The organism is Acinetobacter sp. DL27 (genome assembly GCF_055810995.1).
Genome location: NZ_CM147947.1, coordinates 3,226,316 through 3,249,384 on the forward strand (window position 1 = coordinate 3,226,316; position 23,069 = coordinate 3,249,384).

Annotated in this window: 17 protein-coding genes and 3 pseudogenes; 8 read left to right on the forward strand and 12 right to left on the reverse strand. The window is 39.1% G+C overall.

Features of this window, described 5'->3' with window-relative positions; genetic code table 11:
• Nucleotides 1–2 precede the first annotated feature (2 nt).
• Nucleotides 3–1,184: an efflux RND transporter periplasmic adaptor subunit gene (locus tag AC0KVP_RS15525; RefSeq protein WP_023187985.1), complete on the reverse strand. Its 1,182-nt coding sequence runs from the start codon at nucleotides 1,182–1,184 to the stop codon at nucleotides 3–5.
• Nucleotides 1,185–1,634: 450 nt separating this feature from the next.
• Between AC0KVP_RS15525 and AC0KVP_RS15530 the strand changes: the two genes are divergently transcribed.
• Complete coding sequence (locus tag AC0KVP_RS15530; RefSeq protein WP_023187986.1) at nucleotides 1,635–2,639, forward strand: cation diffusion facilitator family transporter; 1,005 nt, start codon at nucleotides 1,635–1,637, stop codon at nucleotides 2,637–2,639.
• A gap of 40 nt (nucleotides 2,640–2,679) precedes the next feature.
• On the forward strand, nucleotides 2,680–4,368 hold the full coding sequence (locus tag AC0KVP_RS15535; RefSeq protein WP_023187987.1) for a hypothetical protein: 1,689 nt from the start codon (nucleotides 2,680–2,682) through the stop codon (nucleotides 4,366–4,368).
• 224 nt (nucleotides 4,369–4,592) lie between these two features.
• Here the strand turns inward: AC0KVP_RS15535 and AC0KVP_RS15540 are convergent, their stop codons facing one another.
• Nucleotides 4,593–4,862, reverse strand: a complete 270-nt coding sequence (locus tag AC0KVP_RS15540) for an ArsR/SmtB family transcription factor (RefSeq protein WP_086222489.1) — start codon at nucleotides 4,860–4,862, stop codon at nucleotides 4,593–4,595.
• A 165-nt stretch (nucleotides 4,863–5,027) separates the two neighbouring features.
• On the opposite strand from AC0KVP_RS15540, the gene AC0KVP_RS15545 reads away from it, so the two are divergent.
• From AC0KVP_RS15545 to AC0KVP_RS15555, 3 genes are all read left to right on the forward strand, one after another.
• Nucleotides 5,028–7,514 carry a heavy metal translocating P-type ATPase gene (locus AC0KVP_RS15545; protein ID WP_023187989.1) on the forward strand — a complete coding sequence of 829 codons (2,487 nt, stop codon included), beginning with the start codon at nucleotides 5,028–5,030 and terminating at the stop codon, nucleotides 7,512–7,514.
• A gap of 10 nt (nucleotides 7,515–7,524) precedes the next feature.
• Complete coding sequence (cueR, locus tag AC0KVP_RS15550) at nucleotides 7,525–7,983, forward strand: Cu(I)-responsive transcriptional regulator (RefSeq protein WP_023187990.1); 459 nt, start codon at nucleotides 7,525–7,527, stop codon at nucleotides 7,981–7,983.
• A gap of 133 nt (nucleotides 7,984–8,116) precedes the next feature.
• On the forward strand, nucleotides 8,117–9,709 hold the full coding sequence (locus AC0KVP_RS15555; protein WP_023187991.1) for a hypothetical protein: 1,593 nt from the start codon (nucleotides 8,117–8,119) through the stop codon (nucleotides 9,707–9,709).
• A gap of 55 nt (nucleotides 9,710–9,764) precedes the next feature.
• Here AC0KVP_RS15555 and AC0KVP_RS15560 read toward each other — a convergent pair.
• A pseudogene (locus AC0KVP_RS15560) lies at nucleotides 9,765–10,637 on the reverse strand (LysR substrate-binding domain-containing protein).
• 167 nt (nucleotides 10,638–10,804) lie between these two features.
• Between AC0KVP_RS15560 and AC0KVP_RS15565 the strand changes: the two are divergent.
• Together AC0KVP_RS15565 and AC0KVP_RS15570 are read left to right on the forward strand one after the other, a co-directional pair.
• Nucleotides 10,805–11,395, forward strand: a complete 591-nt coding sequence (locus tag AC0KVP_RS15565; protein ID WP_023187992.1) for a PNPOx family protein — start codon at nucleotides 10,805–10,807, stop codon at nucleotides 11,393–11,395.
• 25 nt (nucleotides 11,396–11,420) lie between these two features.
• Entirely contained in the window at nucleotides 11,421–12,293 is an 873-nt protein-coding gene (locus tag AC0KVP_RS15570; RefSeq protein ID WP_023187993.1) for a DMT family transporter, read from the forward strand.
• Between the two features lie 64 nt (nucleotides 12,294–12,357).
• Here the strand turns inward: AC0KVP_RS15570 and AC0KVP_RS15575 are convergent, their stop codons facing one another.
• The 7 genes and pseudogenes from AC0KVP_RS15575 to AC0KVP_RS15605 all read right to left on the reverse strand — a co-directional run.
• Nucleotides 12,358–12,546 carry a heavy-metal-associated domain-containing protein gene (locus tag AC0KVP_RS15575; RefSeq protein WP_023187994.1) on the reverse strand — a complete coding sequence of 63 codons (189 nt, stop codon included), beginning with the start codon at nucleotides 12,544–12,546 and terminating at the stop codon, nucleotides 12,358–12,360.
• 94 nt (nucleotides 12,547–12,640) lie between these two features.
• Nucleotides 12,641–13,948, reverse strand: coding sequence for an MFS transporter (locus AC0KVP_RS15580; RefSeq protein ID WP_023187995.1), 1,308 nt, complete (start codon nucleotides 13,946–13,948; stop codon nucleotides 12,641–12,643).
• Nucleotides 13,949–14,024: 76 nt separating this feature from the next.
• Nucleotides 14,025–14,714 (reverse strand): hypothetical protein, encoded by a 690-nt coding sequence (locus AC0KVP_RS15585; protein WP_023187996.1) that lies wholly within the window; start codon nucleotides 14,712–14,714, stop codon nucleotides 14,025–14,027.
• Nucleotides 14,715–14,724: 10 nt separating this feature from the next.
• Entirely contained in the window at nucleotides 14,725–15,438 is a 714-nt protein-coding gene (locus tag AC0KVP_RS15590; RefSeq protein ID WP_023270952.1) for a HupE/UreJ family protein, read from the reverse strand.
• Between the two features lie 40 nt (nucleotides 15,439–15,478).
• On the reverse strand, nucleotides 15,479–15,811 hold the full coding sequence (locus tag AC0KVP_RS15595) for a hypothetical protein (RefSeq protein ID WP_023187998.1): 333 nt from the start codon (nucleotides 15,809–15,811) through the stop codon (nucleotides 15,479–15,481).
• A gap of 12 nt (nucleotides 15,812–15,823) precedes the next feature.
• On the reverse strand, nucleotides 15,824–18,958 hold the full coding sequence (locus AC0KVP_RS15600; protein ID WP_023187999.1) for an efflux RND transporter permease subunit: 3,135 nt from the start codon (nucleotides 18,956–18,958) through the stop codon (nucleotides 15,824–15,826).
• A 17-nt stretch (nucleotides 18,959–18,975) separates the two neighbouring features.
• Nucleotides 18,976–20,286 (reverse strand): annotated as a pseudogene (locus AC0KVP_RS15605) (efflux RND transporter periplasmic adaptor subunit); the annotation flags it as partial.
• Between the two features lie 78 nt (nucleotides 20,287–20,364).
• Here AC0KVP_RS15605 and AC0KVP_RS15610 point away from each other — a divergent pair.
• Nucleotides 20,365–21,669, forward strand: coding sequence for an IS4 family transposase (locus AC0KVP_RS15610; RefSeq protein ID WP_032048861.1), 1,305 nt, complete (start codon nucleotides 20,365–20,367; stop codon nucleotides 21,667–21,669).
• A 14-nt stretch (nucleotides 21,670–21,683) separates the two neighbouring features.
• Here AC0KVP_RS15610 and AC0KVP_RS15615 read toward each other — a convergent pair.
• A pseudogene (locus AC0KVP_RS15615) lies at nucleotides 21,684–21,848 on the reverse strand (efflux RND transporter periplasmic adaptor subunit); the annotation flags it as partial.
• Nucleotides 21,849–21,861: 13 nt separating this feature from the next.
• Nucleotides 21,862–23,061, reverse strand: coding sequence for a TolC family protein (locus AC0KVP_RS15620; protein ID WP_023270954.1), 1,200 nt, complete (start codon nucleotides 23,059–23,061; stop codon nucleotides 21,862–21,864).
• Nucleotides 23,062–23,069 lie beyond the last annotated feature (8 nt).

Genomic DNA, 23,069 nt, shown 5'->3' on the forward strand with positions numbered 1-23,069 from the left:
GCTTATTTCCCCTGTGCGGCACTTTCAGTCGGAGTAGGCGTTTGCATTGGAACGATATTTGGCTTGACCTGCATTCCTGGGCGAACCAGCCCTTTAATAATGACTTTATCGCCAGTTTGCAGACCACTGCTAATAATCCGCAATCCATCAACGACCGAGCCAAGTGTTACAGGCCTAAATTCAACCGTATTATTCGAACCAAGAACCAGAACAAAATTATTGCCCTGATCTGTACCCACCGCCTGATCATCTATCAGAATGGTGGACTGTTTATTTCCAGTGGTCAGCTTAACTCTGGCAAACATACCTGGTGCTAATTCACCTGAATCATTGGTAATAGATGCCCTAACCCGTAGCGTCCCTGTACGCTGGTCAATTTGAGTACTTACAAAGTTTAATTTCCCTGTATAAGGATAAGTTTCTGTATTTGCCAATCCCATTTCGATTGGCAAGTTGAATTGTCCAGATTTATTTTGTCCCTTTAGATTGAGAAAGGTTTTTTCATCAAGGTCAAAATAAACATACAGCGGATTGACTGAAACGATGGTGGTTAAGGCTGTGGCATTGCCTGTATTTCCACCTGCAATCAAGTTACCACTGGTGACAAGAACACGGTCAATACGTCCTGAAATCGGTGCTGTAATATTGGTATAAGATAAATCCAGCTTCGCTGCACTGACGGCTGCCTGAGCCTCCTGTACTTGAGCCTGACGGTTATTTTTGGTTGCCAGTGCATCGTCATAAACCTTATTGGAGACGGCACCACTTTCGACCAGTTTATTTGCCCGGTTAAAATCCAGAACAGCCTGGCTATACTGAACCTCTGCTGCTTTCAGTCGTGCCTGGGCTGTCTTCAGAGCAACCTGAAAAGGTGCAGGATCAATTTTAAATAATACCTGTCCCTTACGAACATAACTGCCCTCAGGAACACTAACACTATTAATGACACCACCGACTCGGGACTTGATTTCAACGCTTTGTGGTGCCGATAAGTAGCCTGTATATTCGGCAGTTGGATTAAGTTCTTGTGTAATTACTTCCGCAACTGGAACCTGAGGAATAGGCATTTGAGCTGAACTAGCTTGTTGCTTGGGTTGATCCGATATATTTTTTGCTGTGTACAGCAGACCACCTGAGATAGCAATCACTACTGCTACAGCAACCGCTGTCATTCGTTTTTTCATGATATTCACCTTTTATGCAAAGCTACATCACTCTGGATAGGTTTCTGTAGCAGTTGCACACATGCTAATGTTTCCAATAATTGGAAGGTCAATAGGGTGATCTGAATAGATTATACAAATGAACATATATTTATATGAATTATTAAAAAGTGAATTTCTATAAGTTTAATAGTCCGTTTTTTCAGCTTTATAAAACATACCTCCGTCTATGGAAATTAAATTCATGCAATATCCCTCCAGTATTAGACTGTCAAATTATTCATTTTATCCTAAGTAGAAATTTCTCTTAGAATAAGTAAAAACAGTATTACTTTAGAAAATTTGATTCCCTATTAGCTCAAAAATGGCACATGCCATTGATTATATTAAAATTAATAAATTAAATTTGACAATTTTTACATATGAACATATATTCATATGTAAAAATATATACATGTTAGGTTTTTATACATGAGTAATCAACGCGATCACAATCATAAATGTCATGATCATTCGCATGAAGGTCATGATCATTCGCATGAAGGTCATGATCATTCACATGTTCCTGATGTGAGTAACGGAAACGAAAGAAAAATTCTGATTTCGTTTTTTATCATTTTCGGGTTCATGCTTGTAGAAGCCACTGGAGGAATCATCTCTGGTTCACTCGCACTTCTGGCTGATGCAGGGCATATGCTTACAGATGCCGTTGCCTTAGGTTTAGCTTATGCTGCCTTTCGTTTCGGTCGCCGCATTGCAGATAATTCAAAAACATTTGGATACATGCGATTCGAAGTTATTGCTGGCTTAATGAATTCTCTTACATTATTCGCAATCGTTGGATGGATTATTTATGAGGCTATTGAACGCTTTCAATCACCTCAACCTGTCATGGCAGGACCGATGTTTATCGTTGCTATTATAGGTATGCTCGTTAACTTATTTGTTTTATGGTACTTAACAAGAGGCGATACAGAACATGTCAATGTTAAAGGAGCTATTCTCCATGTAATGGGCGATTTACTCGGCTCTGTTGGAGCAATTATTGCTGCCATAGTGATTTGGTACACAGGCTGGACTCCTATCGATCCAATTTTATCTGTTCTAGTTTCTTTACTTGTACTACGCAGCGCATGGTCTTTATTTAAACGTACTCTTCATATTTTACTTGAGGGTGCTCCTGAGAATGCTAATGCCCAAGAGATCACTGAATATCTTTTGAAAAATGTAAGTGGTATTGAAAAAATTACCCATATACATATTTGGATGATTACATCAGGTAGATCTATGGCAACGTTGCATGTCAAACCCAAAGATGGAGTTGACCTCGCGACATTAACTCTCAACATTGAGAATGAGCTAAAATCCAAATTTTCTATTGAACATCCAACTATAGCCATTGATTGGCAAGGCAATAGTACTTGTAGCTTAGAAAACCCAACTCAAATTGATCCACACGCTGGACATAATCACTAACCTTAAATCTTTATTGTTATTCACTGATGAGGAGACTTTAATGTCTGATAAATACTACAATTTAGGAGATTACCAGCGTCAAATAACTACGTCATCTCCTGATACTCAACTTTGGTTTGATCGTGGCTTATTATGGACATATTGTTTCAATCCGAGTGAAGCCATAAATTGTTTTAAGAAAGCTCTAGAACATGATGCAAAATGCGCAATGGCTTATTGGGGCATCGCCTTTGCATCTGGTCCAAATTACAATAAAGCTTGGCATTTATTTGATCCTTCAGACTTACAGAATACCATTCCATATATTAATGAAATTATGGAACAAGCAAAGTTAGCAGCGACTCATAATGCGACACAATTTGAGAAAGATTTAATTGATGCCCTTGCTCCACGCTTTCCAAAACACGTGACTATAGATGAACAAGACTTTCATGAGCTGAATTTTGCATATGCTCAAGCTATGAGATCATTTTATGAAAAATATTCTAATGATCTTGATGCAGCTGCAATGTTTGCAGATGCACTCATGTGCTTGAGCCCTCGTAAATTGTGGGATTTAGATACCGGTGAAGCCATAGGTTTAGGTACAGTTGAAGCTAGAAACGTGCTTGAAGTTGCTTTCACTAAACCTGGGGCAAATCGTCATCCTGTAATTAATCATCTCTATATACATTTAATGGAAATGTCACCTTATCCTGAAGTTGCATTGCCAGCTGCTGATAACCTTCGTAATTTATCACCTGATGGGTCACATTTAGCCCATATGTCCACACATATTGATAATGCATGCGGAGATTGGCGTCGAGTGGTTTATTCTAATCTTGATGCAATCGCAGCCGATGAAAGATATTTTTCTAGAGAAAAGAATCCAGGTGGTTGGAATATCTTGTATCGCGTTCATAATTTAATGGTAGGTGCTTATGGTGCAATGATGGCAGGTAAATCACAGGAAGCGTTATTTATGGCTCATCGTATCAATGACATTTTAACACCCGAAGTACTACATATCACTACACCGCCAATGGCTAATTTAACTGAAAGCCATTGCACAACACTACCACATGTTATGATTAGATTTGGCATGTGGGAAGATATTCTGAAACTTGAGCTACCTAAAGATAAAGGTCTATATAGTTCCACAACCGCAATGATTCACTACGCAAAAGGCATAGCATTTGCTTCATTAAGAAGAGTTAAAGAGGCCGAAAAAGAAAGAGAGTCTTTTATAAAAGCAGTAGCTAATGTATCAGAAGAGCGCTTTAACTCTATACCTGTTAAAGAGGTCGAAGCTTTAAAAATTGCTGCCAAAATGATTCATGGCGAAATTGAGTATCGTAAAGGTAATACGAAAGAAGCATTCGCAATCTTGCGAGAAGGCATTAAATTAGAAGATGCTCTTCCTTATTGTGATCCTCCAGCTTGGTTACAACCAGTTCGGCATGCATTCTGCGCACTTAATATGGAACAAGGAAACTTTGAAGTAGCAGCCCAAGAATATCGGATTGAACTGGGGCTAGAAGGTGACCTTGGACGTCGCCGAATTCGCCCTAACAATGTATGGAGTCTTCATGGACTTTATGAGTGTTTAGCAAAACTAGGTCTAGAGAAAGAAGCTCGAGATATTTCGCTGCAACGTGATATAGCACTTGCCTCGGCTGATATTAATATTGAAGCATCCTGTTTCTGCCGATTAAGTGCATTTGAAGATAACACTACAAGTTGCTGTTAAAAACAGATAGCACTTTCCTCAAATAGATATCAAGGCATATAGCTAGACATTTCTTAATTATATGCCCTTGATCTTAACTTTTTGTAGATGATACTGATAACTTAAATAAATGCATGATATATTTCTTGTTTAGAGTAATAAAAATAAAGAATTCCTATAACCCTCTTTCCCCTTAAAGTTATTTAATTTAGATATTTTTGCAATACATTACGTACTACTATAAATTAGTGCTCCTCACTAATATGACTTGCCATATCTAATAAAACCTGACTAACATGTAAATCATCAATCTCATAAAATACTTGTTTAGATTGTCTTTCGCCTTTGACTAAACGAGCTGAACGCAATAAACGAAGATTATGACTGACTAAAGATTGGGATAAATCAAGAGCATCACTGATTTCACCTACTGAACTAGGCCCCCGCATACAAAAAAGTAGAATTTTAAGTCGTGAAGCATCACCTAATAGCCGAAATGTTTCAGCTAAAGACATAATCTCATCTTGAGATAATGGTATCGGGTGATTATTAAAATTCATACTAATACTTAAATTCCTATTATTTAGAAAATATATATGTTTACATATTCTACCCTTGACCTTCCCATAATGGCAAGGTTTATGCTCTTAATAATTGGGTAAGCACTATAGGTATATCTTATGGGAAAGGCAACAGATAAGCTTTCTAATAATATGAAAGTTACATTAAAAATTGAAGGGATGACATGTGCCAGCTGTGTTGGGCGTGTTGAAACAGCACTCAAAAAAGTTGATGGTGTACAGTCTGCCTCGGTCAATCTAGCGACAGAACGTGCAGATATTGTACTTGATCAGCCTGTGGATCGTCAGGTACTGGTTCATGCCATTGAACAATCAGGTTATGACGTGCCCGCAAATAATATTGAATTATCAATTAAAGGCATGACCTGTGCTAGTTGTGTAGGTCGTGTCGAAAAAGCCCTTAAAGCCGTTGCAGGTGTAAAAGAGGCCAATGTCAATCTTGCGACTGAGCGTGCAACGGTCAGTGGTTCAGCAAATGTCGATGACTTGATTACCGCAATTGATAAAGCTGGTTACGATGCCACAGAAATTCAAGCTTCTATTCCTGACCAGACAGAGCTGCTTGAGAAAAAAGATCAAGAACGTGCTGAACTTAAGCGTGATTTGATTCTTGCAACCCTATTGGCTTTGCCTGTATTTATTTTGGAAATGGGATCTCACCTTATCCCTGGTGTTCATCAACTGATTGATCAAACTATTGGGATGCAGAATAGCTGGTATTTACAATTCATCCTGACCACGTTGGTTTTAGTTATTCCAGGACGAAGATTCTATCTAAAAGGTTTGCCTGCATTACTCCGTTTAGCACCTGATATGAACTCGCTGGTTGCGGTTGGTACATTAGCAGCTTACCTATTTTCTATTGTTGCCACATTCATACCCAACATCCTTCCCACAGGAACGGTAAATGTATATTACGAAGCTGCTGCGGTGATTGTGGCATTAATCTTACTGGGTCGTTTTCTTGAAGCAAAAGCCAAAGGGCGAACATCTGAAGCAATCCAGCGTTTAGTCAGCTTACAGGCCAAAACTGCCCATGTTTTACGCGATGGCCAAATGGTAGATATTGCACTAGACCAAGTGGTTGCAGATGACATTATCATTGTGAAACCAGGTGAAAGAATCCCTGTCGATGGTCAAGTCACTGATGGAAAAAGTTTTGTTGATGAATCCATGATTACGGGTGAACCAATCCCTGTTGAGAAAGGCATCGGCAGTGATGTGGTAGGCGGCACCATTAACCAGAATGGCACGTTGACCTTTACCGCTGTGGCGGTGGGTGGCGAAACTATGCTGGCTCAAATCATTCGTTTGGTTGAGCAAGCACAGGGTTCTAAAATGCCGATTCAAGCTGTGGTGGATAAAGTTACCTTATGGTTTGTCCCTGCGGTGATGATTGCCGCAGTACTTACATTCCTAGTCTGGCTTATTTTTGGTCCATCACCAGCCTTAACCTTTGCGTTGGTTAATGCTGTGGCAGTGCTGATCATTGCCTGCCCGTGTGCAATGGGATTAGCGACACCAACCTCAATTATGGTGGGTACAGGTCGTGGTGCAGAGTTAGGAGTGTTGTTCCGTAAAGGTGAAGCCTTACAACTATTAAAAGATGCTAAAGTTGTTGCAGTTGATAAAACAGGGACGTTGACAGAGGGTCATCCTGTGCTGACTGACTTTGAAGTAACCCAATTGTTTGAGCGTGATTATGTTCTAGGCATGGTTGCGGCTGTCGAATCCCGTTCTGAACATCCGATTGCTAAAGCAATTGTTGATGCGGCAAAAAGTGAAAACCTAGCTCTACCTAAAGTCGATACCTTTGATTCAGTCACTGGTATGGGTGTCTATGCAACCATCAATGGTAATGAAAAAATCAATATTGGTGCAGACCGTTATATGGTTCAACTTGGTATTGATGTTGCTCCATTTGCTGTTACAGCTCAGCGTCTTGGTGATGAGGGTAAATCCCCTCTTTATGTTGCTGTCGATGGCGAACTAGCAGGAATTATTGCAGTTGCCGACCCAATCAAATCCACAACGCCAGCAGCGATTAAGGCTCTACACCAATTAGGGCTTAAGGTGGCAATGGTTACTGGTGACAATGTTCGTACTGCTCAAGCGATTGCCAAACAATTGGGTATTGATGAAGTGATTGCTGAAGTTTTACCAGAGGGTAAAGTTAGTGCGGTTAAAGAGCTGAAAGCAAAATATGGCCATATCGCTTTTGTGGGTGATGGTATTAACGATGCGCCAGCTTTGGCTGAAGCTGATGTGGGACTTGCGATTGGTACAGGTACAGATGTTGCAATTGAATCTGCCGATGTCGTGTTAATGTCAGGGAACTTACAAGGTGTTGCCAATGCGATTGCCTTGTCCAAAGCAACGATTGGTAATATTCATCAGAACTTATTCTGGGCATTTGCCTATAACACCATGTTGATTCCTGTTGCTGCTGGTATATTGTACCCAGCCTATGGAATACTGATGTCCCCAATCTTTGCAGCAGGTGCAATGGCTTTGTCCAGTGTATTTGTACTCGGTAATGCATTACGTTTACGTCGATTCCAGTCACCATCCGTCAGTCAAGGCTAAGGAGGATATGATGAACATTGGTAAAGTCTCTAAAGCTTCAGGAGTTACCGCCAAGATGATTCGTTATTACGAGCAGATTGGCCTGATTCCCGCTGCTGGACGTAATAATGCAGGATATCGCTCTTACTCAGTAAATGATGTTGAACGTTTAAAGTTTATCAAACGAAGTCGTGAACTCGGTTTTTCAGTAGCGGAAATATCAGACCTACTCGATTTATGGAATAACCGCAGTAGACAGAGTGCTGATGTCAAACGCCTGGCTCAGGGTCATATTGAAAAGCTGGAAGAACGTATCAATGACCTACAGCAAATGGCGAATACTCTCAAGGACTTAATCGACTGCTGTGCTGGTGATAATAGACCTGATTGTCCGATTCTTGAAGGTTTGCAAGAGCCCCACAATGATATAAAGGACGTTCACCATCATAATGACCTGCTTTCCGTTTCACCTTTAACCCGAAAGAAATGACAAATAATGGGAGGTTATATCAATATAACCTCCTATGCCATACCTATAAAAATTCTTATAAATCAATATAGCTTATTGACTTCTAATATCAGTTCTTCAAAATCTAATTAATTAACTACATTTATGAATATATATGTCAAAAAGAACAAGAGATAATTTCACCCAAAGAACAATTGATGCACTACGTCGCAGAGTATCAAACTGTTGTTCAAACCCTGAATGCTATGTTCTAACAGTGGAGCCTCAAGCGACTGATCCAACAAAAGTAATTGATACAGGTGTAGCAGCACATATTTGTGCTGCATCTATCGGTGGTCCTCGCTATAAGGCAGAGATGACAACTGAAGAAAGAAAAGACATCAATAATGCAATTTGGCTTTGTGCACATTGCTCTATAAAAATAGATAGGGAACCAGAGGCTTATCCAGCCCCTTTATTGCACCATTGGAAGAAAGAAGCAGAACATAGAATAAAAATTAATTCAAACTCAAGGCTTTATACGCAGAATGAGGCAGACTACAAAGTTCATCGTACCTTATTACAAGGTATAGGAGTAAACCTATCTGATCGAATGCAGACTTCCATCTCAGAAGTAGCAAGAGCTGTAAAATCATATATTCATAAATTAGACCCACGGCTAGATGTGGAATACTCTTTTATCAATGGTTCTAACCACTTTGAGATCAATGTTAAAGAAGATACAGATGATCCTGTTATCATCAACTTTATTCCTATTGATCCATCTGAATATAATGAAAAATTTTCGGACTTAATAGATCATGGCCAAACTCTCTCATGTGATATTGCCAAGGTAACCACCAACTCATTAGGGCTAGACTCAATATTTCCCCAGAACCTAAAGGATGGCATCCTGATTATTGAGCCCAATAATAAAAGAACTGCCATTGTTGAGATACAGGATGAAGAGGGTGAAACGCTTATGAGTTTTGAAGATGAATTGATATTAGGAAAAGAAACCTTTTCCTTTTCCTCCATGAAATATAATCATCTTCTAAGTTTTAAAATCAATAAAATTCCATATTCTGGACAACCTATAAAGGATGGTTTTAATCTGGATTTAAACTTCCAGTTATGGGATAACAAAAACTTATCTAAATTACCTTACTTTGATCAAATTTTTAAATTTTATAAATCATTGTCAAATAGTAAAGAATTCAAAGCAATCATATATATAGATGGTTTAGAAGTATTCTCTTCAAGCACCTCAATTGGAAAAACTTATTTTTCCAGACTATTACCTTTACTATCATATACTTATTATTGCAGACTCATTTGTAATGTTCTTCATATCGAATTACCATTCAAAAGTGACATTACGTTTAGTATTGAAGAATACCGCGATGTTTTTGAAACTGCCAAGGCAATAAAAGCAGTTCAGATCAATAATAAATTTTCTTGTACTTTTACCTTGATTAGGGACTCTCTACTATCTATCAGCACCTTTATGGGAAGTAGTGAGATTATTATCCAACAGAATATAATTATAGAGCTCGACAATGTATTCAAAGAGAATATAAAGAAAGATGTTTTTATAAGACATACATTCACTAATCCAAATTTATCTGTAATTAATAATACTAAATCCAAGAAAAATTATACTTACAAAATCAAAGCAGATAACAAACACCATCTTGGTCGATATAAAAGGATGACCACATTAACTCCAATAACACCTGCAAATGAAAAAGAGGTTATGTCTATATGACCACATATATAACCAATAAAGTAAGAATATATAAGTCAATTACTTAAAGAGTTTTTTAATTAGTACCAAGATATTCTATACACCACTGCCAAATCTTGTTCACAGTAGTATTAGAGTGTGAGGATTTTTTCCGTACAAGATAATAACTTGGTTCAATGGTCATTATTTCCGAAACAACCTGTACCAGTTTTCCTGATTTAATCTCTTCATCTACAAAGGCTCGGCATGCTAACGCAATGCCTTGCCCTGACAAAGCAGCGTCTAATGCCAGAGTGGTTTGACTAAAAACAAGTCCAGATAACTTAACATTTGTATTTAGGAACTTGGGCCAGTTATCGTGAGCATCATGTAGAAGTGGCATTGATATTAATTGTTCAGGCTTTAAAGGAAGAGTTAAATCTTGGACAAGAAAAGGACTTGCCACAACAATCAGTTCCTGACGGAACAATAACTGCGCTTCCAAATTCTCTGGAAATGACTTTTTAGTAAGGCGTACAGCAATATCAACCTGATCCCGATCAAAATCTGATACAGCTTCAGTAGCTAATGTATGCAGCTTGATATCAGGCAATGATGTATGTAGTTTACCTAAAAGAGGGATCAACAACTTGGCAGCAATCGTCGGAGTTACACTAATGGTTACGCTATCAGGTTGATCCAAAATCGATTCCGTTTATTCTGTAAGAATATCAAAGGCATGAGTCATATTGACCAAGTAATTAGCTCCCTCTGGAGTCAAAGCCAGTCCTCTTGGAAGACGCTGAAATAGTGTAACCCCCAGATGTTCCTCCAATGCCCGGACCTGCTGAGCAATCGCACCTTGGGTAACTCCCAGTTCATCCGCAGCAGCACGGAAACTCAACTTCCGTCCTGCCGATTCAAAAGCACGCAAAGCATTTAAAGATGGGAGTTTCCGACGAGATAACATAGAACCAAATAGACAGTAGTTTTTCTACACTCTAATGCGTTTATTAATCGTGTGCAAGTCATTCAACTAGTTGAAATAATGTCCTAATAAAAGCAATTTTTATGCTGAGTCTTCCTTTAGAAAATAAAGTATAGGACTGGAAAATTATCCTGACTGAGGTGTCTGTTATGGCAAATGATCTTATTCAAATTAATACTTTGGCCTGGAAAGAACTTGAATTGGCAACTATCACCCCTGAATCAGGTTTCCGCTATATCAATCTATGCTCGGTAGATAAAGAGGATACGCCACAGGCCAGAATGGTCGTGCTAAGACATGTAAATCAATTAAAACGTATTCTTGAGATCCATACCGATATTCGCAGTCCAAAATGGAATGAACTCTTGGCAAACCCATCTACGACCATTCTGGGGTTTTGCTCAAAGACGCGTTTGCAGCTTCGCCTAAAAGGTATTGCCACACTTCATGCTTCTGGTACTGAAGTTGCTCAACAGGCATGGCAATCATTGAGTATATGGACACAGAGAACCTATACGGGTGGACCACCAGGAGATGAGTGTGCTTTTACCACTGGTTGCCACTCACTTCTAGAAACAGACAGTGATGAAAGACAAGATGGATATTCATGTTTTGGTGTTATTTCTGTCCAGATTGAGATTTTAGACTGGTTTCAATTGCAGCACCAAAACAACCAGCGTGCATATTTCACTTATGACAACGATGGAAATTTGATGAATAGCCATTGGATTAACCCCTAAACTGACTCAATAGGATACAGATAAGATGCTTCGCGCTTATGTCGCACTAGTTCTACTTGGAATCATTTGGGGAACAAATTTTATCTATATGAAATGGGCCACTATCCTTATTTCCCCCTCACAAACCGTATTCCTGCGAGTCCTATTTGGATTTCTTCCTCTTTTAGTGATTGCTATTTATACAAGGGCAATCAATCGCCAGCAATTACGTTATCTCCCTCATTTCACCGTGATGTCAGTATTGGCAACGACACTCTATTATTATGGGTTTGTCGCTGGAACAGCTCTTCTTCCCACCAGTATCGCTGGACTGCTTAGTGGCTCTATTCCCATTTTTACGTTCTTGGCTTCCATCATATTTCTTCGTGAGGAACAACCTACAAAGCGGATGACCCTTGGAATTATACTAGGATTCCTAGGCATCATCTTAAGTGCCAGACCATGGGAAAGCACACAGGAGATCCCTTTGATGGGTATCGTATGGATGATTGTTGGAACACTCAGTGTTGGATGTTCTTTTGTTTATGCCCGATATTTTCTTTCTCCCTTAAACTTACCTCCAGTGGCATTAGCAACATGGCAGTCAGGCATCGCAACACTTACATTGTTGCTTCTAACAGACTTTGACCATATTACTGCGATTACATCGGACATCCATACACTATGGGGGGTGATTATTGGCCTAGGGATGTTGGGAACGGGAGGTGCTTTCTTCATTTATTACTACATCATTCAAAAGCTTGGACCAGTAAAAGCTGCTGGGGCTACATATATTGCCCCAATTGTGGCTGTTATCATTGGCGCTATGATTGGAGAAAGTATAGGAGTAATTGAATTATTGGCATTAGTTTTGATTCTTGGAGGGGTGGTGTTAATTCAACTTCCCAAAAATACTTAAGTTTTAGCTTTTTATTGGAAATAAAAAGCGACTACTTTGAGTCGCTTTATTATTTTGTTCACTCTTAGCGAGGAGGAAAACCAGCCTCTGTTAAAGCCTCAACCACTTGTTGCTGAGTTGCAGTTGTTTCAACTTTCACACTGCGATTTGGAGGATCAGTAATTACCTTTGCATTAGCATCAACTGCTTGAATTGCTCTGGTGACACCACGGGCACAACCGCCACAGGTCATACCTTCAACATGAAATTCCATATTTATCTCCACTATTATTCAAGATTTATTTAATATAAACCTTGCCATAATTGTAAGGTCAAGTCTTACTAAAATTTAATTAAGTAAAAAGTAGTTATTTTGGCCATTTCTGGTGGTAATCATCAATTACATATTCATGAATATGGATTCCATTGACCAGATGTTGTTGCAAATGCTCATGTTCTGGTGGTAAATCATCATGATTATGAGCCAAATACATTTCGTCCTGAGCTGACCATACACGCATCGCAAGTATGAGTGAAATAACGGCAATTACTGCCATAGGTATAAAAGTCTGTAATGTTCCCACATTGGTACTCAACCACCCAACTAATGGATAAGTAATCAACCAGCACGCATGAGAAAACGCAAATTGTGCTGCAAATAAAGCTGTTCTATTTTCACTGGATGCTGATTTACGAATTAATCGCCCTGTTGGTGTTTGAGCCACTGAATAGCCCACACCTAAAATAAACCACAATGCCAATAACCAAGCATAGGAATGAATAAAATAGCCAGAGAACAAGCCAATGGTCAGTATGGTTGTACCTGTTAACATCACGGTTCTATCATTAAATTTATCAAGAACTTTAGGCAATATAAATGCTGAAAGCATAGAACCAAGACCAAATAGACCAAACGCCCAAGTTGTTGCATGTTCTGTCAGTTTAAAGGTTGATTGAACCAGTACCACTGTATTGACAATAACTACAGCACTTGCCGAAGCAATGGCTAGATTTAATGCAAGTAAGGCTTTCAATCGTGGAGTATTAAAATATATTTTTGCCCCCTGTTTGATTCGACTATATATACCTTTAAATTCAGGAATTTTTGCTACAGGTAGTTTTGCACTGACAACAAATAATGCTGAACCAATGAAGCCAATGACTGTACCTAAGAATAAATTGTTATAACTAATAACTGTCAATAACAGCCCTGCTAACATCGGGCTAATTATATTTTCTAAATCATAAGCTAGACGGGACAATGATAAGGCGTTGGTATAATCTTTTTCATCAGGCAATACATCTGGAATCGTTGCCTGAAATGTAGGGGTAAATGCTGCTGATGCGGATTGTAAAATAAAAATTAACAGGTAAATCTGCCAGATTTGGGTTACAAATGGTAAGCAAAGTGCTGTTAATGCCCGAATAATATCTAATCCAACCAAAACCTTTTTTCGGGGTAAACGTTCTGCAAAAGCTGAGGCAACAGGTGCGACGGCAATATAAGCAATCATTTTAATTGCCAGTGCAATACCGAGAACCTGTGCCGCTTTTTCGCCAGCCATATCATACGCAAGTAAAGCCAATGCAATCGTAATTAAGCCAGTACCAATTAATGCAATCACTTGTGCAAGAAATAGATGTCTATATGTTGTGTTTTTTAATACTGTAAACATTTTATCGGCTCTCCTAGTTCACCTGCTTTATCCATAGGACACTTAAGAGCATTGCCCTTAAATGTCCTTAAATAGATTAAAAAATCCGTTTTATTTCACTAAACTGTCCTTCAACTGTTAAAGTTACTGTGACAGATTCTTTGTTACGGTTTCGCCAGAACCAACCATGTTTACCGTCAAATGCAGCCGTTAAAGTCCCTGATTGCTGAGTTTCATTTCGACCTTTGCCATAACCATGATAAAAATCTTTCGGGGCATTCACTGGGTCTCCATGTGTATCAAAATTCAAACCACCACCTGATGTTTTCCAGTCGAAATTAACACTTGCACCTTTAGGCATTGCCAGTTTCACTTCTGTTGCCTGACCAGCCTTGAGGTCAATCGAAATAGATTCTTTGGTCACAGCAGGTATCATTTTGGCTGGTTCACTTTCATTTGAAACCTTTGTATTTGCTTCTGTTTGTCCTAGAGCTTGGGTTGCCTCTGAAACACTAGTATCTTGTCCAGAAATATCAAACTCTTCTGCAAAACCGCCAGTGTTTTCGCCCAATCCCTGTTCAGCTTCTTTGGCTAAAGACTGTTTAATTTCTCCCATCTCAACCAAACCAATGGCTTTTCCTATACCTGTTGGGTCGATACCATATTCAGCGGGCATCACACATGTCACTAATACAACTACCGCACTTATGGCTGCAATTACTGTTGATTTAATCAACTTTTTGGAAGATGGAAGTTGAATATTTTTTGGAATTTCAGTGTTGTACATAATTCAATCCTTATTGTGTGATAAAGCCAGTAAGCTGATAGCCGACCAATAAAAAACCAAGAAACATCAAAAAGACATTACTTTGATAAGCTGTTTTAAAGAAGTAAGGGGTTTTTCGCCACATGGTCATAAATAGCAAAATGATGCACAGTGCCATGAGCTGACCGAGTTCAACACCGACATTAAATGAAATTAAATTTGCCAATAGGCCATCTTTAGGGACTTCATATTCCTGAATTTTGACGGCTAAACCAAAACCATGTATCAGACCAAAAATTAAGGTTGCAATTTTGGTATTGGGTTGATACCCAAACCATCTTTGATAAGCACCCAAATTATCTAAGGCTTTATAAACAATAGAGAAACCAATGATTGCATCAATAATGTAGGCATTCATTGAGATGTTGTAGTACACACCAATCAGCATGGTGATTGAGTGACCAATGGCAAAAAGGCTGACATATAAGCCTATATCTTTTATTCGATATAGGAAGAAAATAATGCCAACGAGAAACAATAGGTGGTCGTATCCCGTGAGCATATGTTTCGCTCCCAAATAGATAAATGGGATGATATGGACACCGTAGATTTCCTGAATGTAACCTTTGTCACCTTCCGAAACACCATGCGCAAATAACATTGGGCTAAACAAGAATAGGCTTAATACTACTATCAGTTTTAAGCGGCTTCTTGATTTCACCCACTGCAAGAAAGAACTTGTCATATAAATTAAACTCCAAAAAATTAAATGATGAATTGATAATTCATTCATTTTTTGGCGGTTTAAAAATGCGACTCATCACTAAAAGGGTATAGTGTTTGATTCTGTCAATAATTTGAGAATTGAAAATCAGTACAATAAAACTAATATTTTGACCAACATCATAACCAACAAAATGTTCATGATAAGTATCTTGGTGGCTATGTATATGCGGTTGATTCACTTCATGTGGATGTGTTTCTGCATAAGGTGCGTTCTGAAATGAACTGATTTCAGTTACATGTGTATTAGAATGCAGGCACAATGCAAGACTAAGGATGCAGACAAGCCACATCATTGTTCCTTTAAACTTTTTATCTTGCACCATGCCTATCATTTCATTTCTTCCCTAAACCTGTTGCTCAGAGAAATTTTCTACTTCTGCTTTACGCTTGGCTCTTTGATTGAACCAGACATACAAGGTAGGCAGAATAATCAATGTAAGTAATGTGGAAGAAATAATCCCGCCAATAACTACAGTTGCGATTGGGCGTTGAACCTCTGAACCAATGCCGACATTTAACGCCATTGGAATAAATCCCAGAGAAGCAACCAGAGCCGTAATTAATACAGGTCTTAATCTTTCTAAAGCACCATGCTTTACCGCATCAACCAAACTTTGACCTTGAGCTTGCAAGCGTTGAATTGCGGTGACTAAGACCAATCCATTTAATACCGCCACACCTGAGAGGGCAATAAAGCCCACAGCAGCAGAGATTGAAAGTGGAATATCCCTTAATGCTAAAGCGATGACACCACCAGTTAATGCAAATGGCACACCAGTAAAGACCAATAAACTATTACGAATATTCCCTAATGCCATGTAAATCATGGTAAAGATTAATAATAGTGCTACAGGTACAATAATCATCAAACGATTAGTAGCAGACTGCATCTGCTCAAATGTACCGCCCCAAGACATCCAGTAACCTTCTGGTAATTTGAATTGGGAATCTACTTTGGCTTGAGCTTCAGCAATATAACTACCCATATCTGTTCCACGTACATTGGCAGTGATGACTATTCGGCGTTTACCATTTTCACGAGAAATCTGGTTTGGACCTTGAATGGTTTTTAACTCAATCAAATCGGACAACAGTACACTTGACCCATCTGGCAAACGCATTGGAATTTGATAGAGTTTTTCCAGATTACTGACCGCACTTTCTTCCATTCTAACGACAATATCGAACTTTCTATCACCCTCAAACATTCTGCCTGCGGTTTGCCCAGTAATCAGACTAGATACTTTATTTTGAACATCTTCAGCATCTAAACCATAATTGGCAATCATGTCCCGCTTAAGTTCAATAGAAACCATTTGTAGACCAGACATTTGTTCAACTTTTAAATCGGCAGTTCCATTAACAGTTTCAAGGATATCTGCGACTTCATTGCCAAGTTCCAACAGTTGTTCCAAATCATCACCTGAAATTTTTACAGCAACATCCGTACGTACACCAGAAATCAACTCATTAAAACGCATCTGAATGGGTTGGGTGAACTCGTAGTTATTGCCATAAACACCTTTTGAAACTCGTTCGATTTCTGCCACGACATCAGCTTTCTCCTTGTTAGGATTCGGCCACTCCCTACGGAGCTTTAACACGACATAGTTATCTGCCACATTAGGTGGCATAGGATCTGTTGCAATTTCGGCTGTTCCAATTTTGGCAAAAATCGATTTCACCTCTGGTATCTTTTGGATTTCTCGTTCAAGTGCATATTGCATTTCGATTGCCTGGCTTAGTGATGTTCCAGGAATACGTAATGCGTGTAATGCCACATCACCCTCATCCAACGATGGAATAAACTCTGAACCAAGACGAGTAGACAAACTGGCAGTAAATACAAAGAAACCTGCTACACAAGCAACCAGTATCAGTCGATGGTTAAGTGACCAGTCCAGAACAGGGTGATAAAACTTTTTAATGCCATGAACAATTTTGGACTCTTCATCTTTTACTTTGCCTGTGGTAACTAATGCAATCATGGCAGGGACAAAAGTAATCGAGAGAATCATCGCTGCAAGTAATGCCATCACCACTGTTGCTGCCATTGGCGTGAACATTTTTCCTTCAACACCTGTCAGCGTCATCACAGGTAGATAAACCAGAATAATGATAAGCTGACCATAAAGAATGGCTTTTCTAGATTCTTTGGTGGCATCAAATACTGTGGCAAATCGTTCCTGTCGAGTTAGTACTCTCCCTAACTCTTTCTGTTTTAAAGCAAGTTTTGCCAGAGATGCTTCGACAATAACCACAGCACCATCAACGATAATCCCGAAGTCCAATGCCCCAAGACTCATTAGATTGGCACTGATTTTCTGATTGACCATGCCTGTAATGGTCATCAACATGGATAATGGAATGACCATTGCTGTAATAAGTGCGGCACGGAAATGCCCAAGAAAGATAAATAGAACCACAATCACAAGGATTGCACCTTCTAACAGATTCTTTTTAACGGTTTCAATTGTTGCATCAACCAGTGTAGTACGGTTATAAACAGCTTTCGCTTCCACACCTTCTGGTAGTGACTTCTGGACTTCCTGTAATTTTTGATCTACAGCATGGGCGACACTACGAGAGTTCTCTCCAATGAGCATGAATGCTGTACCCAATACAATTTCCTGACCATTCTTGGTCGCTGCACCTGTACGCAATTCACTTCCGATAGATACTTCTGCAACATCATTTAAACGCAGGATATAGCCATTACTTGTCGTAATTGGAATACTCTTGATTTGCTCAATTGATGTGATTTGTGAATCTGAACGCAGTAGATATTGCTCACCATTTTTTTCAATATAACCAGAACCTTTGTTCATGCTATTTTTTGAAATAGCTTCAACAATTACCTGTTGGTCTAAGCCGATACTCCGCAAATAAGGATAATTAGGACGTACCACAAATTGTTTTACATAGCCACCAATGGTATTGATTTCATTGACACCCTCAACATTTCGCAGTTGTGGCTTAATCACCCAATCCTGCAATGTCCTTAAATCCGTAGCTGACATTGGATTTGGATTATTGGGTGTATTCTCAACGGTATACATAAAGATTTCGCCAAGTCCTGTAGACACAGGTCCCATTGAAGTGGAAATACTACTTGGCAGACTTGGTACAATACCCTGAAGCCTTTCATTCACCAATTGGCGGGCAAAATAAATATCTGTACCTTCTTTAAAGATAACAGTGACTTGTGATAGTCCATATCTTGACACCGAACGGGTATAGTTAAGATTGGGGATACCTGCTAGGGCTGTTTCAATTGGAAAGGTCACCTGAGTTTCCATTTCCAGTGGTGAGAGTCCCTGAGCCTCGCTGTTAATTTGTACCTGAACATTTGTAATATCAGGGACTGCATCAATCGGCAGTTTGAAATAGTTATAGACACCAAATGCCCCAATAAACAAAAATACAATCAATACGAACCAACGGTTCTTGATTGACAGTTTTACAATCTGGTCAAACATGTTCGCTACTCCTGCTTTTAATGGTCATGAGAAGCGCCAGATTTACCCAGCTCTGCTTTTATGAGATAAGAATTACCTGCTGCATATTTTTGTCCAACTTTTAAACCCGATTTGACCTCAACAAATCCATTGAATTTCTCACCCAACTCAAGTGGACGAACTTCAAAGTCATCACCAACACGAAGAAAAACCACGTCCCAGTCACGATAGGTTTGTAGTGCATCTTCACGCACCACCATCGGTTTCATGGATTGACTTTCAAAGATTTGTGCTGAAATCAACTGACCTGAACGCCAGTTAAACTGATTCGGAATTTCAACAAAGGCTTGAGCAGTACGAGTTTTAGGGTCAATCACATCACTGATATATTTGATGCGCCCCAATGCTTCTTCCGAAGCTGTTGTCTGTGATTGGATGGTGACTTTATTACTTGTTTTCACCACATTCAATTTATCAGCAGGAATATTCACTACTGCTAAAAGTTGTGAAGTGTTGGCAATTTTAAACATCGGAGTAGATGGGTTAACATTTGTGCCAATGGCACTTAGAATTTCCAGCACTGTGCCTGACATCGCGGCACGTACTTCAATCATTCCATTGCCAGAACCACCATAAGAGTTAATGATGTTACTTAACTCATTGACACGAACATGGGCATTATCAAATTCACGTTCGGCATTAATATAGTCAATTTCAGGGGAAACACGTTTCTGCCATAAAGCCCGTTCTTGCTCCATTTTTTTACGTGTAAACTGCAAGGTATCCTGAGCGATAGTACGTTCAGCATTTAGACGAATCACATCCTGACTTTGTACGGTTGCCAATAAGTCACCCTTACTGACCTTATCACCAATCGTACGATAGGTTTTAACCAGTGTGCCACTTGCTTTAGGGGTAATAAAACTCTCAAAATTGTCTGGAAATTTAAGTTCACCTTTAAGCTGTAAGCTATTTTCAAACATCATAGGCTGAACAGTTAATACTTCGAGTCCACTACTTTTTAGACTGGCATCAGGAATATTGGTACGACCCTCTTTGGTGTCCCACCTCCATGTATGCTTTTTACCTTGATATTCCACATTGATCATCATCAAAAATGAATGTGGTTCATAAATCACTTCATTTCCAATCAGATAGTCACTTTCAGGTACAAAGCTAATATTTTGTTCCGCATCAAGACGCTTGATGAAAATATTTGCAGTCAGTTCTTGAGGCTTTAAGGGCTTATCCTTGAAATAGCCATATACACGTAAATGAGGTTCAACACCTTCCTCAAAAATCTTAACTTCCGTAGAGAAATCGCCATCTCGATATAAACGTCCACCATGTTGGTAATGCCAGTCAGTTAAGCAAATATTAGAAAAATGTAGTAAAAATGAGTGTATGTAAATACGCTCATTTTTTTTATGTCTTTATCTGAACATTTAGAATCCACTCTTGAACATGCTCTCCCATCACTTAGCCATTTTTGTGAACTTATTGACTTAAATTGGATTGAAACATCTCTGCATCAAACAGGTAAGGCATCGATCAGAAGGAGAAAATTACCTGCTGAGCACGTGGTTTGGCTTGTTCTTGGGCTTGCCTTGTTTCGCAATCAACCCATCAGCTATGTGGTAGAACAATTAAAACTCGTGTTTGGTACAACAGATTATTGTGTTCCTAGTGCAGCTGTCCAAGCTCGACAACGTTTAGGTCGAGAACCCTTAGCTGCCTTATTCTCCTTAATCAGCCAAGCATGGTTTGATGAATCACAACAACAATATTCAACCTTTCAAGGTCTTAGTGTATGTGCTGTTGACGGGGTGGTTTGGTCTATGCCACTGACCAAGGAGAATTTTAATCATTTTGGCTCATCTAAAGGTAAAACTGCTGTAGCACCTTACCCACAAGTTAGAGCCACGTGTCTAGTGAATACCAATACTCATGAAATCATAGATGCCCAAATAGGCAGTATGGATCAAGGTGAACTCACATTAGCAAATCAATTATCTCCTCCAGCACAAAGTATTACTTTGTTTGATCGAGCTTATTTCTCTGCTGATTTTTTAATAGGCTGGCAAACACGTGGAGAATCAAGCCATTGGCTTATGCGAGCTAAAGATAATTTACGTTATGACATAATTAAACGGAATTCCCCACATGATTTTCATATCAGGATGCCAATATCAGCAAGAGCCAAAAAACTTAATCCAGCATTAGGAGATTACTGGGAAGCACGTTTAATTGAAGTTGAGCAGGCAGGAAAAATCAGACGTTACATTACTTCATTATTAGATTCAAAGACATACCCACTTATAGCCTTGGCAAAGTTATATGCTCAGCGTTGGGAAATTGAAATGTGTTACCGAGAAATTAAAAGCAATTTACAGGAAGGTAAGCACTTAAGGAGCAAACAGCCAGACTTAATTTATCAAGAATTATGGGGTGTCTTGATTGCTTATAATGTTCTAAGAAGACAAATGAAATATATGGCTCAACGTGCCAAAGTAAGCCCGTTGAGGATCAGTTTTCATATTGCATCTATTGCCCTTCTTAATTTACTCAGATTCGACTCTTTGGCTTCTGCAGGTAATCTACCCAAACATCTGGAAAGTTTAATGGAGAAATCTGATAGATATGTTTTACCTGAGAGACGGATGAGGAGTTACCCAAGAGTTGTAAAAGGAAAACCTCAAAAATACCCAAGAAAAAGCCAGTCAATCTCTTAACTGACTGGCATTACACCATGTTGGCCTTTTTCATCACCTGCAACTGCAACGCTTTCCTCTACCGTTTCACCTGAATTCGCCTTTGGTTTATTACCTGTCTTATACCAAGCAATCGCACACAGGATAATCAGTAATGCAACAACACCTGTTGCAATTAAAGTATTGGTGGTTTTATTCATGTTTGTGTTCCCCCTATTCCTGTTCTAAATTGGTGACGTAGTTTTTCTCAATCTCTGCAATTTGATTTTGCAAAGCCAACCACAGGTCATAACGGGCTAACTGTTTATCCAACCAAATTTGCTTATTACTATTAAATTCCAATAGGGAAGTCTTGCCTGCCTGATAGCCCAGTTCAGCAATACGTAAACTTTCATTGGCTGCGGGTAATACCGTGCTGTCATATTGCTTGATTGCATCAATCAGGTTTGAAATCTCAACCGATTTATTTTCCAATTCAATTTTAGCGTTACGATTTGCCCAGACAGATTGGGTTTCTGCATTGGCTTGGGTAGCTTGAGCAATGGCAATATTGCCTTTATTACGATTGAAGACAGCGAGGGGAATTGAGGTGGAAACTAAAAATACCTTGTCACTGGTTTCCTGATAATTTCGGACACCAACACCCAATGTAATATCAGGTACGGCCTCTCTTTTTGCCAATTCAAGTTGTGTTTTTGCCAACTGTGTTTTTAAGACACTTTCCTGTTCCAATAAACTGACACGATTGGAAAAGTTAATATCTAGAGGCACTTCAATGGCTTGATTTGGCAAATCAGGAAGATACTTAGAGCAGAGGTTTCTCTGATATTGAATCCTCTTTAACTCATTTTGATGACGTAAAGCTGATTCTGCTGACAATGCCGAACTTAACTGGACATCAGAGGGAATCACTCGACCGAATTTTAACTTTTCAGTGAGTACATTGACTTGTCGCTTATACAAACTACTTTCAGTTGAAAAAATTTCAGCACGCTGGGTTGCAACATACCAGTTTGACAGACAAGTCCTTAATTCTGATTTAAGTTCTGCCTGACGTTTTACAATCTCAAACTGATTATTGTTGCCCTGAAATCCTGCCAGTTGTTTACGTAACTGTAACTTATTATTTAAGGGAATATCTTGAGAAAGCCCAATCATGGTAGTAGGGCCATCAAGTTCTTTAAGCTTGGAATTTCCTAAATTATCCAGCTCCATATTAAAAGTTGGATTGTTCAATCGCCCAGCATATTGTTGATTGATATCATACGCAGACTGAGATTGTTGCAAACTCTTGAGAATTACATCATTTGCTAATACCTGTTGTTGTAGTCGGGCATAATCTTGCTCTGCAAAAGCAGGTGCTGCCATGACTACCAAACCACAGGTAAGAAATATCTGATAAATTTTAGACATGACTTTAC